The following is a 14,263-nucleotide window of genomic DNA, read 5'->3' on the forward strand; positions in this document are numbered from 1 at the left end:
CAGGTTGTGGGTAACCCGACCAGTGTGGCTGCTGCGGCGGGTGCTGCGCTGGGGAAGGGGTGAGTTGGCGTGCGGTGTCCGTTCTGCCGTCATTCGGACTCACGGGTCGTTGACTCCCGTGAGGTCGACGAGGGACAGGTGATCCGTCGTCGACGCTCCTGCAACAGCTGCAGCCGCAGGTTCACCACGGTCGAGGAAGCGGTTCTCGCCGTGGTCAAGCGCTCCGGGGTGACGGAGCCGTTCAGCCGCGACAAGGTCGTCGTCGGCGTGCGCAGGGCGTGCCAGGGCCGCCCGGTCGACGAGGACGCGTTCCAGCAGCTCGCCCAGCGAGTGGAAGAGTCGATCCGGTCGACGGGATGTGCGGAAATCGCCAGCCACGAGGTGGGCCTCGCCATTCTCGGTCCGCTGAGGGAACTCGACGAAGTTGCCTACCTCCGCTTCGCGAGCGTTTACAGGTCCTTCTCGTCCGTCGAGGACTTCGAGAAGGAAATTCTTGATCTTCGCACTGCGAGAGCCGAGGACGTACCGGCCGAGCAGTGATCCGCGTGCCTCAAAGCGCGCGAAGCCACCATCTTTCTTTTCCACGCACCAGCACGAGGGAGATCCACCGTGACCGAGACCGTCGGCGGCTCAGCCAAGAAGACAGCCGCACGGGCGGCTGCGAAGCCTGCCGCGCTGAAGGTCCAGCGCGTCTACACCACCGAGGGCAGTCACCCCTATGACGAGGTCACCTGGGAGCGCCGCGACGTCGTCATGACGAACTGGCGCGACGGCTCGGTGAACTTCGAGCAGCGCGGTGTCGAGTTCCCCGAGTTCTGGTCGGTGAACGCCACGAACATCGTCACCAGCAAGTACTTCCGCGGTGCCGTCGGCAGCGAGAAGCGCGAGCAGTCGCTGCGCCAGCTGATCGACCGCGTCGTGAAGACCTACGTGGGCGCCGGCAAGGAGCACGGCTACTTCGCGGGTGAGCAGGACGCCGAGATCTTCGAGCACGAGCTCACCTACATGCTTCTGCACCAGGTGTTCAGCTTCAACTCGCCGGTGTGGTTCAACGTCGGCACGACCTCGCCGCAGCAGGTCAGCGCGTGCTTCATCCTCGCGGTCGACGACACCATGGAGTCGATCCTGAACTGGTACCGCGAGGAGGGCCTGATCTTCAAGGGCGGCTCCGGTGCCGGCCTGAACCTCTCGCGCATCCGTTCCTCGAAGGAGCTGCTGTCCTCCGGCGGCACCGCGTCCGGTCCCGTGTCGTTCATGCGCGGCGCCGACGCGTCCGCGGGCACCATCAAGTCCGGTGGCGCGACCCGCCGCGCGGCCAAGATGGTCGTTCTCGACGTCGACCACCCGGACGTCGAGGAGTTCATCGAGACCAAGGCGAAGGAAGAGAACAAGATCCGCGCGCTGCGCGACGCCGGGTTCGACATGGACCTCGGCGGCGCGGACATCGTGTCGGTGCAGTACCAGAACGCCAACAACTCGATCCGCGTGTCGGACGAGTTCATGCACGCCTACGAGAGCGGCGGCGACTTCGGCCTGCGCGCGCGTCAGACCGGTGAGGTCATCGAGCGCGTCGACGCCAAGTCGCTGTTCGGCAAGCTCGCCCAGGCGGCGTGGGCCTGTGCCGACCCCGGCATCCAGTACGACGACACGATCAACGACTGGCACACCTGCCCCGAGTCGGGCCGCATCACCGCGTCCAACCCGTGCTCGGAGTACATGCACCTCGACAACTCGAGCTGCAACCTCGCGTCGCTGAACCTCATGAAGTTCCTCGGTGACGACGGCCGCTTCGACGCCGTCACGTTCGCCAAGGCCGTCGAGCTGATCATCACCGCGATGGACATCTCGATCTGCTTCGCGGACTTCCCGACCGAGCCGATCGCGGACACCACCCGCAAGTTCCGCCAGCTCGGCATCGGTTACGCGAACCTCGGCGCACTGCTGATGGCGACCGGCCACGCGTACGACTCCGAGGGCGGCCGCGCGCTCGCCGCGACCATCACCTCGCTGATGACGGGTGTCTCGTACCGCCGTTCCGCCGAGCTCGCGGGCATGGTCGGCGCGTACGACGGCTACAAGCGCAACGCCACGGCCCACCAGCGCGTCATGCGCAAGCACGCCGCCGCCAACGACCTGATCCGCACCTACGGCGGAAACGACGCCGCGACGCACAAGGTCGCGACCGAGGCGTGGCAGCAGTCGCTGGAGATCGGCGCGAAGAACGGCTGGCGCAACGCCCAGGCGTCCGTGCTGGCCCCCACCGGCACCATCGGCCTGATGATGGACTGCGACACCACCGGTATCGAGCCGGACCTGGCCCTGGTCAAGTTCAAGAAGCTCGTCGGCGGCGGCTCGATGCAGATCGTCAACCAGACGGTGCCGCGCGCCCTGAAGTCGCTGGGCTACCAGGACGAGCAGATCGAGGCGATCGTCGAGTTCATCGCCGAGCACGGCCACGTCGTCGACGCCCCGGGCCTGCGCCGCGAGCACTACGAGGTCTTCGACTGCGCGATGGGCGAGCGTTCCATCGCGCCCATGGGCCACGTGCGGATGATGGCGGCCACGCAGCCGTTCCTGTCCGGTGCGATCTCCAAGACGGTCAACATGCCGGAGAACGCCACGGTCGAGGACGTCGAGGAGATCTACTACCAGGGCTGGAAGCTCGGCCTGAAGGCGCTCGCGATCTACCGCGACAACTGCAAGGTCGGCCAGCCGCTGTCCGCAGGCAAGGGCGCGAACAAGGGCGCCGAGGCCAAGACCGAGACGGTCGTCGAGTACCGCCCGGTCCGCAAGCGCCTGCCGAAGAAGCGCCCGTCGCAGACCGTGTCGTTCACGGTCGGTGGCGCCGAGGGCTACCTGCACGCCGGTTCCTACCCGGACAACGGCCTCGGCGAGATCTTCGTCAAGCTGGGCAAGCAGGGCTCGACGCTGGCCGGCGTGATGGACGCGTTCTCGATGTCCATCTCGGTGGGCCTGCAGTACGGCATCCCGCTCGAGTTCTACGTCTCGAAGTTCCAGAACCTGCGCTTCGAGCCGGCGGGCATGACCGACGACCCGGACGTGCGCATCGCGACGTCGGTGCTGGACTACCTGTTCCGCCGCCTGGCGCTGGACTACCTGTCCTACGACAAGCGCGCGCAGCTCGGCATCTTCACCGCCGACGAGCGTTCAGCGCAGGTCGCGGGCGAGTACGGCGCGCCGTCGTCCGATGTGGACCTCGAGGGTCTGCGCGGTTCGGTGGAGGCGGCTCCGAAGCAGGTCGAGGCCGCGGTCGAGACCCCGAAGCACGTCGGCAGCTCGACCGAGCTGCTGGAGCTGCACCTGGGCAAGGCCGCTGACGCGCCGCTGTGCATGACCTGCGGCACGAAGATGCGCCCGGCCGGCTCGTGCTACCTGTGCGAGGGCTGCGGCAGCACCTCCGGCTGCAGCTGATCACCACTGGCGGACCGTCACGGCAATGCGATGCCGTGGCGGTCCGCCAGCTTCTTCTCGACCTCCGCGATCACGCAGGCGATGGTCGACGGGTTGAGCCGGCCCTCCCCGAAGTGGGTGACGGTCCTGGCGAACTCGTCGGCCGCCAGCGCGCGGCATTCGGCGTTCAGCGCGCGGTGATCGATCTCGGCCTCCTTGAAGCACTCGAGTGGCTTCCTGCCGAAGATGACCTCGAACTCCTCCCAGCCGCGCAACGTCCAGTACGTGTCGTGGGACGAGACGCACGTCGCCCGCAGCCACCGCCACAGGTACTGCGGGTCCTGGTGGCTCGGCGCTTCACGATGACACCGGCCGCACAGCAGGACCAGGTTGTCCGCGCTGTCCGTGCCGCCCAGCGCGGCGGGCACGATGTGGCACTTCGCCAGCCCGGCCTTGTATCCGCAGCGCCAGCACCGTTCGTGGGCTTCACTCCAGTCGACGGCCAGGTCGATCTCGTGCTCGACCCAGTACGCGACGATCTGCTCGTTGCCGAGGCCCATAGTGCCCTCCCCAGTTGAGTTGACCTTCCTGTCGGTGGCGCGGGCGATTGCGTTTCACATGCGGGCAGCTGATAAAACAACGCGGCGAAGGGGGAGAGATGCGTTCGTTCGACGATTTACGCCGTTACCTGCTCGGTCAGCTCAACGCCGCTGTCCGGCGACCTGGCATGTACGGCGGCGAGGCGGTGATCCTCAACCTGCTCGACGCGCTGGCGTTCGCCGACGACCGCACGGATCGGTGGCAGACCGAGCTCGACGCACTGGTGGCGCGCGGCGCGGCCAACGCGGCGATGGTCAGCGGCGCGGTGCACGAGGTGCTCGGCCACCGCAGCGAGGACGTCATGGCGTCGGTGTACGCGGATCTCGCGCACCGGCAGGGCTGGTTGTCGCTGGACGCGGACAGCCGGATCCCCGGGGTGCTGGGCGAACGGGACTGCGTGCTCGACGACGTGATCGCGGAGTACGGCGAACCGCCGTTGTGGCTGGGCGGCACCAATCCGAAGTACTCGAAGACGCTGGCCTACCCGGACCGGTCCGGCTCGCTCGTGTTCTTCCACTTCATGCCGGAGCTGCGGCTGATGGCGACGAGGCGGGGCGAGGGCGGGTTCCGCGACAGCTTCGTCTTCACACCTGCCGGGCAGTCGCGGTGACGATCTCCGCGAACTCGGCGATCAACGGCGTGTGCCGGTGCTCGGCCCACGCCAGCGCCACCTCGTTCGGCGCGATGTCCTCGATCGGCACGTGCACGAGGTCGTCGCGCGAGTAGAACACCGCCGTCGAGAGCGGCAGGATCGCGACGCCGCCGTGCAGCGCGACGTGCTCCAGCTTCTCCTCGACGGACCGGAACCCCGGCGGGTCGGTGTGCCGCACGCGCCGTTCGCCGGACAGGTCCGTCTCCAGCACGCTCTCCTTGCCCGCCAACCGATGTGTCGACGGCACCACGGCCACCCGCGGCTCGCTGAACACGGGCGTCAACCGCAGACCGGCTTCCGGAACGGGCAACCGCACGTAGCTCACGTCCACGCGTCCGTCGTGGATCACCTCGACCTGGTCCTCCCACGTCGTGCGCAGCACGTCGACCCGCAGCCCGGGATGCCGCGTGGCCAGCAGGCGAACCGCGGGCGTGATGATCAGGCCCGGCATGAAGCCGACCGTGAACGTGTCCGCCACGCCGACGCGCCGCCGCAACGCCGAGGCCTGCGCGAGCAACGGGCGGGCGTCGGCCAGCAGCTGCGCACCGGCCGGAGTCAGCGCGGTGCCCTTCGGCGAGCGGTCGAACAGCTGCACCTTCAGCTCGGCTTCCAGCGCACGGATCTGCCGGGACAGCACGGGCTGCGCGATGTGCAGCGCCTCGGCGGCGCGGCCGAAGTTGAGCTGCTCCGCGACCGCCACGAAATAGCGCAGCTTCCGCAGGTCCAGGTCCATACCTCCAGGGTATGGCAGGCGACCGGACAAGTCTTGGACCACGCGCCCGTCGCGGGAGCAGGCTGGAGCCATGAAATCCACACTGGACGGACAACGGGTCGCGATCCTCGGCGGTTCTTCGGGAGTCGGCCTGGCGACGGCTCAAGCCGCACGGGACGCGGGCGCGCAAGTCACGATCGTCTCGCGCAAACCGCAGCCCCAGCAGGGAATCGCCACGCACGCGGCTGATCTCACCGATCCCACCGCGGTGGTCGACGTCTTCGCGGCGATCGGCGAGATCGACCACCTCGTGTACACGGCGGGGGAGCCGCTCGAGCTGATGGAGATCGGCGGCCTGGACCGGGATCGCGCGAGGACCTTCTTCGGCCTCAGGTACTTCAGCGTGCTCGACGCGGTGAAGGCGGCCAGCGTCACCACGTCGATCACCCTCACCACCGGCATCGCGAAGGACCGGCCGGGACCGGGCTGGGCGGTCGCGGCGAGCATCTGCGGCGCCGTCGAGGCGTTGACCAAGGCACTGGCCGTGGAACTCGCGCCGCTGCGGGTCAACGCGGTCAGCCCCGGCGTGGTGCGCAGCCCGTTGTGGGGGCCGGACGCCGACCAGCTCTACGCGGACGTCGCCAGGACACTGCCGCTGCAGCGGGTCGGTGAGGTCGAGGAGATCGCGCACGCGTACCTGTACCTGATGACACAGCCGTGGACGACCGGCACGATCCGCACGGTCGACGGAGGCACCGTGCTCGCCTGTAATCCGTTGCGGGGCAAGGTAAAATGACAGGCGATGCGCATAGTTCTGCATGCTCGTGCGCGCCTGGACCTCGCATACGACTCGCTCGACGGGCTCTCCGTCGGCGACTCTCTGGGCGCACAGTTCTTCATGGTCGGCCGCTCGTTGCCCGACCTCGTGGCCGGCAAGCCGCCACGAGGGCCCTGGGAGTGGACCGACGACACCGAAATGGCCTGCAATCTCGTCGCCGAGCTCCGTGATCACGGCGACATCGACCAGAACCGGCTCGCGGCGATCTTCGCCGACCGCTGCGAGCCCTACCGCGGGTACGGTGCGGGAGCGTTCATCATCCTGCGCAAGATCCGCCAGGGCACGCCGTGGAAAGAGGCGGCGAGCAGAGCGTTCGACGGTCAGGGCTCGTGCGGCAACGGCGCCGCCATGCGGATCGCGCCTCTCGGTGCGTACTTCGCCGACGACCCGAAGGTCGTGACGGAGCAGGCGATCAAGGCCAGCGAGGTCACGCACCAGCACCCGGAAGGCATCGCGGGCGGCGTGGCCGTGGCGCACGCGGCGGCCATCGCGACGATGGCCAGGCTGTCCGGGTCGCCACCGCGGGACATGCTCGGCAGCGTCGTCGAGCACCTCGAAGACTCGTTCGTGCGCAGGGGGATCGAGAAGGCGCGCAAGATCGACAACGCCGAGGAGGCGGCCTACGTCCTCGGCAACGGTTCACGCGTGACGGCGCAGGACACCGTGCCGTTCACGCTCTGGGTCGCCGCTCACCACCTCGACGACTACCGCGCCGCCATCACGACGTGCGTCAAGGCGGGCGGTGACATCGACACGACCGCCGCGATCGTCGGCGGCATCATCGCGAAGGCTCCACCGGAGTGGCGCGCGGACCGCGAGGAGCTCCCCGGTTGGGTGAGTCGCGAGTGATTTATTCATCACGTGTTGAGTTTTTGGCCGAACGCTCGTAACCTCCTCTTCAGGTGAAACCTGGAGGAACCATGCCGCTCGTCCTCGACTTCAGCGCCATCGACGGCTCGATGCTCGCCATCGTGGGCGGGAAGGCCGCGAACCTCGGCGAGCTCACGCGGGCCGGCCTGCCGGTGCCGCAGGGCTTCTGCGTCACCACGGAGGCCTACCGCGCCGTCGCCGCGGCGGACGAACTGGCGAGCACGACTCCGGAGAACGCCCGCAGGACGTTGGTGGAAACCCCTGTGCCGCAGGACATCCGGGACGCGATCGTCGCCGAGTATCGCAAGCTCGGCGACGGTCGTAGTCCTGGGCTCCCGGTCGCGGTGCGATCCAGCGCGACGGCCGAGGACCTGCCGTTCGCGAGCTTCGCCGGCCAGCAGGACACGTTCCTCAACGTCGTCGGCGAGGACGCGGTGGTCGACGCGGTACGCCGCTGCTGGGCGTCGCTGTGGACCGACCGCGCGGTCAGCTACCGCCAAACGAACGGCATCGACCACACCACCACCTACCTCGCCGTCGTGGTGCAACGGATGGTGCAGTCCGAGGTCTCCGGCGTGATGTTCACGGCGAACCCGGTCACCGGCACGCGCGACCAGATCGTCATCGACGCGAGCCCCGGCCTGGGTGAGGCGGTGGTGTCGGGCGCGGTCAACCCCGACCACTTCGTCGTCGACGGATCCGAGATCGTCGAGAAGCGGCTGGGGGACAAGAAGTTCGTCATCCGCTCGCTGCCGGGTGGCGGCACCGAGCACGTCGAGGTCGGTGAGAACGTCGAACCCTGCCTGACCGACGGGCAGATCCACGCGCTCGCCGTCCTCGGCCGCAAGGTGCAGCGGCACTACGGTTCGCCGCAGGACACCGAGTGGGCGATCGACACCGACGGCGAGCCGCACCTCACCCAGGCGCGGCCGATCACGACGCTGTTCCCGTTGCCGGACAACCCCGACGGCGGCGCGCACGTCTACTTCTGCTTCAGCCTCGCGCAGGGCCTCGAACGACCGATCACCCCGATGGGACGCGCGGCGTTCCGCGAGATCTCCAAGTCCGCCTTCGAGATCGTGATCGGCGACCCGAAGAGCAAGTCCTACGTGGAGAACGGCGAACGCATTTTCTTCGACGCCACCAAGGTTCTGCAGAGCCGCGTCGGCCGCGAGTTCGTCACGCGGCTGCTCGGTGTGATGGAGGCGCGTTCCTCCGAGGTGCTGCGCGGCCTGTTCGACGACCCGCGGTTCGCGATCAGGAACTCCTCGCCGACGCCCGCTCTCAAGCGAGTCCTGCGGCTGGCCCGCCGGTTCCGCGTGCCGGTGGTCGCCTGGAAAGCGCTGGCGAACCCGGAAAAGGCCGTGCGCAACGCGTTGCTGATGGAGCACGACATCCTCGAGAAGTCCGCGGCCCTCCCGATCGAACAGGCGCTGCAGCAGTGCGTCGTACCGGTGCTGCCGCGACTCGCGCCGACCGCGTTGATCGGTTTCGCGATGCTCGGCCTGGCCGGCAAGGTGGTCAAGGTCAAGCCCGGTGAGCTGCAGACCGTGCTGCGCGGGCTGCCCAACAACATCACCACCGAGATGGACATGGCGATGTGGGATCTCGCGCAGGAGATCCGGCGCGATCCCGTGGCGCTGCGGCAGTTCCAGGACGGCGAACGCCCCGCCGCGGTGGACGTCTTCCTCGCGAAGTGGGGTCATCGCGCCGTCGCCGAGATCGACCTCGGTCTGCCCAGGTGGTCCGACGATCCGGCGTACGTCATCGGGGTGGTGCGGAACTTCCTGCGCCTGGAGAACGAGAACGCCGCGCCGGACAAGGTCTTCGCCCGCGGCGCCGCGGAAGCCGAAGCGATGATCGAAACGCTGGCGAAGCGCGCGTGGGGCCGCGGCTGGTTCGTGCGCTTCGCGTTGCGCCGCACCAGGTTGCTCGCCGGCCTGCGGGAGTACCCGAAGTACCTGGTCATCACGCTGTTCGGCGCACTCCGCAAGCGCATCGCGGACCACGGCGCCGACCTGGTGTCGCAGGGCCGGCTGGCGCAGGCCGACGACGTGTACTTCCTCAACTTCGAGGAAATGCGCTCCACGGAAGGAGATCTGCGCGCGGTGGTCGCGCAGCGCCGTGAGGTCTACGACCGCGAGATGCGGCGCAGGCACATCCCGCGCGTGCTGCTGTCGGACGGCACCGAACCGGAAGCCGTGCACCACGGTGCCGCGGTGGAAGGCGATCTCGTCGGCACCCCGGCGTCCGCGGGCACGATCACCGGCATCGCGCGCGTCGTGATGGACCCGGTCGGCGCTCACCTGGAACCCGGCGAGATCCTCGTGGCGCCCTCGACGGATCCCGGCTGGACGCCGTTGTTCCTGACGGCGGGCGGACTTGTGATGGAGATGGGCGGCGCGAACTCCCACGGCGCGGTGGTGGCCCGCGAGTACGGGATTCCGGCGGTGGTGGGGGTGCGCGAGGCCGTGACGCGGATCAAGACCGGCGAGCGGATCACCGTCGACGGCAGCACGGGCGCGGTCACTACACTGGACGACGGGTTGTGACTGGCGCAGTCGAGGTGGAGCACCACCGGGGAGCGACCTTCAGCTGACCGCTGCCGCGCGCCGCCGACTTCATGTCGCGCACCGGCCGCAAACCCTGTCTGGCCACGGTGATCGTCGGCGACGACCCGGCCTCGGTCACGTACGTGCGGATGAAGCAGAACCGGTGCCACAAGGCGGGACTCGAGTCCCGGCACGTGGCGCTGCCGGTGGACACGACGACCGAGGAGCTCGTCGCGAAGATCCGCGAGCTCTCGGAGGACGCGGACGTGCACGGCATCCTGTTGCAGCACCCCGTTCCTCACCACGTCGACGAGCACGCGGCGTTCGAGGCGATCGCGCCGCACAAGGACGTCGACGGCGTGACGATGCACTCGTTCGCCGGCATGCCCTTCGGGCACAACGAGTTCGTGTCCTGCACGCCCCGGCGGGATCATGCGTCTGCTGGACGCCTACGACGTGGACGTCGCGGGCAGGCACGCGGTCGTGATCGGCCGCAGCCCGATCCTCGGCAAGCCCGTCGCGATGTTGCTGCTGGCCAGGGACGCCACGGTCACGATCTGCCACTCGAAGACGGTCGGCCTGGCGGAAATCGTGCGCACGGCGGACATCGTGGTCGCCGCGGTGGGCAAGCCTAGGTTCGTCCAGGGCGACTGGATCAAGCCCGGCGCCGTCGTGATCGATGCCGGCTACAACGAGGGCAACGTCGGGGACGTCGACTTCGACGCCGCCAAGCACGCCGGCCTGATCACGCCCGTACCTGGGGGAGTGGGCCCCACGACGATCGCGGTTCTGCTGGAACAGACCGTTGACGCCGCCTCACGTGAGCTGAACGCGTAATCTCGGGTTTGTGGCTGAGTCCAAGGGTGAGCTGAACAAGGTCCAGCAGGGCCTCGCCGACTACCTGCTCCGTGCCGGCGTGGACGGGTTCGGCCCGTTCAAGAGCGCACGCGAGGCCGCGTCCGACGCGCTCGTCAAGAAGGGCGACGAAGAGGCCGCGATCAAGCACCTCATCCGCACCCACGTGGCGCTGGCCGGTGCGCAGGGCTTCATCACGAACCTCGGCGGCCTGATCACGCTGCCGATCTCGCTGCCGTCCAACGTCGCGGCCACCTACGTGATCCAGACGCACCTCATCGCGTCGATCGCGTCGATGCGCGGTCACGACGTGGACAGCGAAGAGGTGCAGACGGCCATCCTGCTGTGCCTGCTCGGCAATGCCGGCACCGAACTGTTCAAAAAAGTCGGCATCAAGCAGTTCACCAAGAAGGCCGCCTCCGCACTTATTACAAAATACGGTACAAAGAAGCTCGGCACGATCGCCGCGAAGGGTGTTCCGGTGCTGGGCGGCGTCATCGGCGGTGGCGTGGACGCCGCTTCTACCAGAGCGGTCGGCGCATTCGCAAATCGCTACTTCGCTCACACGAACCCATTGCCGAAGGTCATCGACGGCGAGGTGCTCTCCGTTGAGATCGAGGAAGCGGACGGAACGGCCGATTCGCGCTAGCTCAGCCGATCGAGTGCTGAGCTGAACGCGTCCGGCGGGATGAGCACGCCACCGCTGAACGGGTTCTGCAGCTGGTAGATCGCGAACAACAGCAGAACCAGTGTCGAACTCAGCGTGATGGTGATCAGCAGCTGTGAGATCAGGTTCGGCCCGCCGAACAGGAACGGGAACAGCAGCGAGAGCCCGGTGCCGATCAGCAGCGCGAGCCACACCACCGGGTTGACGCCGTTGCCCGCCGCGTCCAGCCGCTCCTGCCTGGCCTGGTAGACCTCCCAAAGCTGGTTCGCGGCCTCGGTCTTGCGGTCCTCCTGCCAGACGCCGTCCGGCGCCGCCGTCGCGATCGTGTCCCTGAGCTGGTTCAACGTGCTCCAGCCCTGGTTGTCGACGTCCTGCCCTTCGCGCATCCGCGGCCACTCGTCGTCCACCACGGTCGAGACGTAGTCCCGGATCAGCTGCTCCACCCTGGTCTTCGCGGGCTCCGGCAGCGAGTCGGACGACCAGTCGACGGCGACGAGCGCGTTGGCCTCCTTCTGCACCTGTTCCTCCGCGCCGTTGGCCGAGTCGAACAGGGAGATCAGGATGAACGCGACCAGCACGGCGTGCAGGCCGGCGACGATGCTGAACACCGATCCGCCCGGGCCGAGGTTCTTCTCGCCCACTTCCTCCGAGCCGAACCGACGGGTGACCACGACGAGGACGGCGGAGATGACAGCGGCACCGGCAACCCAGAGCGTGCCGGTGAGGTAAATGCTCAATTCGGCTCCTTTCTGGTGTGGGATTAGACCACGGTCTACTGTGGCCGGTACAGCACGGTCTGGTTAACGAGCAATGGTCAGGTGGGAATGCGCGGCAACAGCAGTGATACCCGGTTGTCGTATTGGACTGCTCCATTCCGGTGGCGAGGGAATTTGCTCGCGTTGAGCGGTGTCTCGTCTCTTTTGGTGCTTTCCGCGCCGTTCACCAGCGCTGTTGCTCAGGCCGCACCGCCGAACTGTGACGCTTATCAAGTTCGTTCATCCCATCGTGGCGCACTCTCGACGTTGGCGAAGATGGACACCTCATCCGGTGGGGTGACGGAGATAGCGCGGCTCGACTACGCGGTGAATGCGCTGGGGTACTCGGCGACGTTGGGCCGTCTGGTTGGTCTTACGTCCAAGGGGCATCACTGGTGGAAGAACCCCTCGCACGTCGTGCTCATCGACACCAAGGGCGTGGTCAACGACCTCGGACCCGTTGACGCGTACTGGTTCCGCACCGACGACGTGTCCGCGGGCGCGGTCGTCGGCACCACGTTCTACGTGCGCGACAACGCCCGGCTGCACGCGATCGACATCGACCCGGCGAGCCCGTCGTATCTCAAGATCGTGCGGACCGTAGTGCTGGACTGGCCCGCGCTGACGCTCGACGACTTCACCGCGAACCCGGCGAACGGGAAGCTGACCGGGGTGTCGGCCGCGGGCTGGGGGCCAGGCGAGGTCGTGACGTTCGATCCGGTGTCCGGACGCGGGCTCAGCAGGACGGAAGTCGCTGAGCTGCCAGGGAAATCCACCTATGGCGCCGTCGTGATCGACTCGGCCGGCACCGTGTACGCCACCAACAACGGCTACCAAGGCCGCAGCCGTACCTACCGGGTGTCCGGCAACGCGGTGGAGCTGTCGGAGGGCCCGGAAATGGGCATGATCGACGCGGCGGGCTGCCTGCCGAACCCGATGCCACCCCGCATCGAACCGCCCGCGCCCCGCCCCGAGGTGCCGCCCCCGCCGCCTCCCGCTCCGGTAACGCCTCCCGCGCAGGCCCCCGCACCCGCTCCCGTGCCGGTCGTCCCGCCGCCTCCGGTCGTCGCGACCACACCGCCTTCCCTTCCGCCCCAACCAGTTCCGGTGCGTGCCGCGCGGCAGCGAACCGAGCCGCGCAAGGACCTTCCGCTCGAGGCCGAGACCACGCCGCTGACGAAGTCCCGCAAGTGGGCGATGGTGACGATCGTCCTGGTGATGCTGGGCGCCGGTGCCGCCGCAGCCAGGGCCCGCGGATAAATCGGTTGGCGTGACCCGGCGGCGTCGCTAGCGTTGCGGACATGTTCTTCATCTGATGAAGCCCCGCGGCGCTCCGGACGCCGCCTTCGCGACTCCTGATGTCGTCTCGGTGACCCTTTCGCGGGTCCTTCTCTCACGGCCGTCTTCCGCCGTGTCCTTGCACGCCCTCGTCACGAGGAGGCTTTCGCATGCCTGCGACCACCCCGCCAGAGCCGTCCAACCGCGCTGCGCGCCGCGCGCAGAAGCGGGGCAAGAACGACCAGAACCCGCACGTCCAGCTGCCACAGCAGCGCGTGCCGGTAGTCCCGCCGCGCCAGTTCATGGCCCGTCGCCGCGGTGGATCCGCGTAGCCGACGCCGAACCAGGCGCGACACCGCAGGGGCACGTTCACCCGAACGTGCCCCTGCTCCCTTTGTGGGCACGATGCGGGTTCGATCTCCCGTTCTGTCCGGATCCGATCTAGCCTGAGTTGCTACCGGACCGACAGGATCGGAGGCGCCAGGTGAGGATCGCTGACGTTTTGCGGACCAAGGGATCGTTGGTCGCGACCATCGACCCGGACGTACCTGTGTCCGAACTGCTCAGAGCATTGGCTGAACACAACGTCGGCGCCATCGTCGTCGTCGGCCCGTCCGGCGTGGCGGGAATCGTGTCCGAGCGCGACGTCGTGCGCCGTCTGCACGAATCAGGCGCTGAGCTGCTGTCTTCTCCCGTATCGGCGATCATGACCACCGAGGTGCACACCTGCTCGCCGTCGGACACGGTGGACAGCCTGACGGTCCTGATGACCGAACGGCGCTTCCGCCACGTACCCGTTCTGTCCGACGGGCAACTGGTGGGGATCGTCAGCATCGGTGACGTCGTGAAGAGCCGCATCGGGCAGCTGGAGCAGTCGCAGGACCAGCTGCAGGCCTACATCGCCCAGGGCTGATCCTGGGTCGTGACCGCGCTTGGTCGGGCGAAGCCTGCCCGGCGGATCCCGAATGATCAACAACGCCGGCGTGGTCGTCAGGTCCGACGACCCCGACCCAACCAATATATCGGTTTCAACCTGCTCTGACCTGCTGCTTGGCAATGAGACTTTTGACTTC

Annotated in this window: 14 protein-coding genes and 1 pseudogene; 12 read left to right on the top strand and 3 right to left on the bottom strand. The window is 67.9% G+C overall.

Annotated elements, in window-relative coordinates; all coding sequences use genetic code 11:
* Nucleotides 1-69: 69 nt before the first annotated feature.
* Both nrdR and SK803_RS05295 read left to right on the top strand, forming a co-directional pair.
* The gene (nrdR, locus tag SK803_RS05290) at nucleotides 70-540 is read left to right on the top strand and encodes a transcriptional regulator NrdR (RefSeq protein ID WP_086666468.1); all 471 of its coding nucleotides are present in this window, start codon (nucleotides 70-72) and stop codon (nucleotides 538-540) included.
* Nucleotides 541-609: 69 nt separating this feature from the next.
* Nucleotides 610-3,432 carry a vitamin B12-dependent ribonucleotide reductase gene (locus tag SK803_RS05295; protein ID WP_319964610.1) on the top strand — a complete coding sequence of 941 codons (2,823 nt, stop codon included), beginning with the start codon at nucleotides 610-612 and terminating at the stop codon, nucleotides 3,430-3,432.
* 17 nt (nucleotides 3,433-3,449) lie between these two features.
* Here SK803_RS05295 and SK803_RS05300 read toward each other — a convergent pair whose 3' ends face one another.
* Nucleotides 3,450-3,971 (bottom strand): HNH endonuclease, encoded by a 522-nt coding sequence (locus tag SK803_RS05300; RefSeq protein ID WP_319964611.1) that lies wholly within the window; start codon nucleotides 3,969-3,971, stop codon nucleotides 3,450-3,452.
* A gap of 98 nt (nucleotides 3,972-4,069) precedes the next feature.
* On the opposite strand from SK803_RS05300, the gene SK803_RS05305 reads away from it, so the two are divergent.
* Entirely contained in the window at nucleotides 4,070-4,621 is a 552-nt protein-coding gene (locus SK803_RS05305) for a hypothetical protein (protein WP_319964612.1), read from the top strand.
* On the opposite strand, the gene SK803_RS05310 is transcribed toward SK803_RS05305, so the two are convergent.
* Nucleotides 4,596-5,396: a LysR family transcriptional regulator gene (locus tag SK803_RS05310; protein ID WP_319964613.1), complete on the bottom strand. Its 801-nt coding sequence runs from the start codon at nucleotides 5,394-5,396 to the stop codon at nucleotides 4,596-4,598. The two genes, SK803_RS05305 and SK803_RS05310, sit on opposite strands and share 26 nt — an antisense overlap.
* 70 nt (nucleotides 5,397-5,466) lie before the next feature.
* Here SK803_RS05310 and SK803_RS05315 point away from each other — a divergent pair, with 70 nt between their 5' ends.
* The 6 genes and pseudogenes from SK803_RS05315 (at nucleotide 5,467) to SK803_RS05340 (ending at nucleotide 11,139) form a co-directional block, all read left to right on the top strand.
* Nucleotides 5,467-6,171, top strand: coding sequence for an SDR family oxidoreductase (locus SK803_RS05315; protein ID WP_319964614.1), 705 nt, complete (start codon nucleotides 5,467-5,469; stop codon nucleotides 6,169-6,171).
* A gap of 6 nt (nucleotides 6,172-6,177) precedes the next feature.
* A complete protein-coding gene (locus SK803_RS05320) occupies nucleotides 6,178-7,062 on the top strand; it encodes an ADP-ribosylglycohydrolase family protein (RefSeq protein WP_319964615.1) in 885 nt (294 codons plus the stop codon).
* Between the two features lie 71 nt (nucleotides 7,063-7,133).
* Nucleotides 7,134-9,635, top strand: coding sequence for a PEP/pyruvate-binding domain-containing protein (locus tag SK803_RS05325; RefSeq protein ID WP_319964616.1), 2,502 nt, complete (start codon nucleotides 7,134-7,136; stop codon nucleotides 9,633-9,635).
* 71 nt (nucleotides 9,636-9,706) lie between these two features.
* Nucleotides 9,707-9,931, top strand: a pseudogene (locus SK803_RS05330) (tetrahydrofolate dehydrogenase/cyclohydrolase catalytic domain-containing protein); the annotation flags it as partial.
* Between the two features lie 136 nt (nucleotides 9,932-10,067).
* The gene (locus SK803_RS05335) at nucleotides 10,068-10,472 is read left to right on the top strand and encodes a hypothetical protein (protein WP_319964617.1); all 405 of its coding nucleotides are present in this window, start codon (nucleotides 10,068-10,070) and stop codon (nucleotides 10,470-10,472) included.
* A gap of 10 nt (nucleotides 10,473-10,482) precedes the next feature.
* The gene (locus SK803_RS05340; protein ID WP_319964618.1) at nucleotides 10,483-11,139 is read left to right on the top strand and encodes an EcsC family protein; all 657 of its coding nucleotides are present in this window, start codon (nucleotides 10,483-10,485) and stop codon (nucleotides 11,137-11,139) included.
* On the opposite strand, the gene SK803_RS05345 is transcribed toward SK803_RS05340, so the two are convergent.
* Nucleotides 11,136-11,894 (bottom strand): bestrophin-like domain, encoded by a 759-nt coding sequence (locus SK803_RS05345; protein ID WP_319964619.1) that lies wholly within the window; start codon nucleotides 11,892-11,894, stop codon nucleotides 11,136-11,138. The genes SK803_RS05340 and SK803_RS05345 overlap by 4 nt on opposite strands.
* A gap of 87 nt (nucleotides 11,895-11,981) precedes the next feature.
* Between SK803_RS05345 and SK803_RS05350 the strand changes: the two genes are divergently transcribed.
* The 3 genes from SK803_RS05350 to SK803_RS05360 all read left to right on the top strand — a co-directional run bounded on the left by SK803_RS05350 (nucleotide 11,982) and on the right by SK803_RS05360 (nucleotide 14,103).
* Nucleotides 11,982-13,172, top strand: coding sequence for a DUF6923 family protein (locus SK803_RS05350; protein WP_406601485.1), 1,191 nt, complete (start codon nucleotides 11,982-11,984; stop codon nucleotides 13,170-13,172).
* A gap of 188 nt (nucleotides 13,173-13,360) precedes the next feature.
* A complete protein-coding gene (locus tag SK803_RS05355) occupies nucleotides 13,361-13,522 on the top strand; it encodes a hypothetical protein (protein WP_319964621.1) in 162 nt (53 codons plus the stop codon).
* A 152-nt stretch (nucleotides 13,523-13,674) separates the two neighbouring features.
* Complete coding sequence (locus tag SK803_RS05360; RefSeq protein ID WP_319964622.1) at nucleotides 13,675-14,103, top strand: CBS domain-containing protein; 429 nt, start codon at nucleotides 13,675-13,677, stop codon at nucleotides 14,101-14,103.
* Nucleotides 14,104-14,263 lie beyond the last annotated feature (160 nt).

The sequence above is a fragment of the Lentzea miocenica genome (assembly GCF_033949945.1).
Lineage (GTDB): Bacteria > Actinomycetota > Actinomycetes > Mycobacteriales > Pseudonocardiaceae > Lentzea > Lentzea miocenica.

Excerpts from the sequence above, each read along its gene's own strand:
- SK803_RS05300 (WP_319964611.1), bottom strand. The coding sequence starts at position 3,971 with ATGGGCCTCGGCAACGAGCAGATCGTCGCGTACTGGGTCGAGCACGAG.
- SK803_RS05305 (WP_319964612.1), top strand. The coding sequence starts at position 4,070 with ATGCGTTCGTTCGACGATTTACGCCGTTACCTGCTCGGTCAGCTCAAC.
- SK803_RS05310 (WP_319964613.1), bottom strand. The coding sequence starts at position 5,396 with ATGGACCTGGACCTGCGGAAGCTGCGCTATTTCGTGGCGGTCGCGGAG.
- SK803_RS05315 (WP_319964614.1), top strand. The coding sequence starts at position 5,467 with ATGAAATCCACACTGGACGGACAACGGGTCGCGATCCTCGGCGGTTCT.
- SK803_RS05320 (WP_319964615.1), top strand. The coding sequence starts at position 6,178 with ATGCGCATAGTTCTGCATGCTCGTGCGCGCCTGGACCTCGCATACGAC.
- SK803_RS05325 (WP_319964616.1), top strand. The coding sequence starts at position 7,134 with ATGCCGCTCGTCCTCGACTTCAGCGCCATCGACGGCTCGATGCTCGCC.
- SK803_RS05335 (WP_319964617.1), top strand. The coding sequence starts at position 10,068 with ATGCGTCTGCTGGACGCCTACGACGTGGACGTCGCGGGCAGGCACGCG.
- SK803_RS05350 (WP_406601485.1), top strand. The coding sequence starts at position 11,982 with ATGCGCGGCAACAGCAGTGATACCCGGTTGTCGTATTGGACTGCTCCA.
- SK803_RS05355 (WP_319964621.1), top strand. The coding sequence starts at position 13,361 with ATGCCTGCGACCACCCCGCCAGAGCCGTCCAACCGCGCTGCGCGCCGC.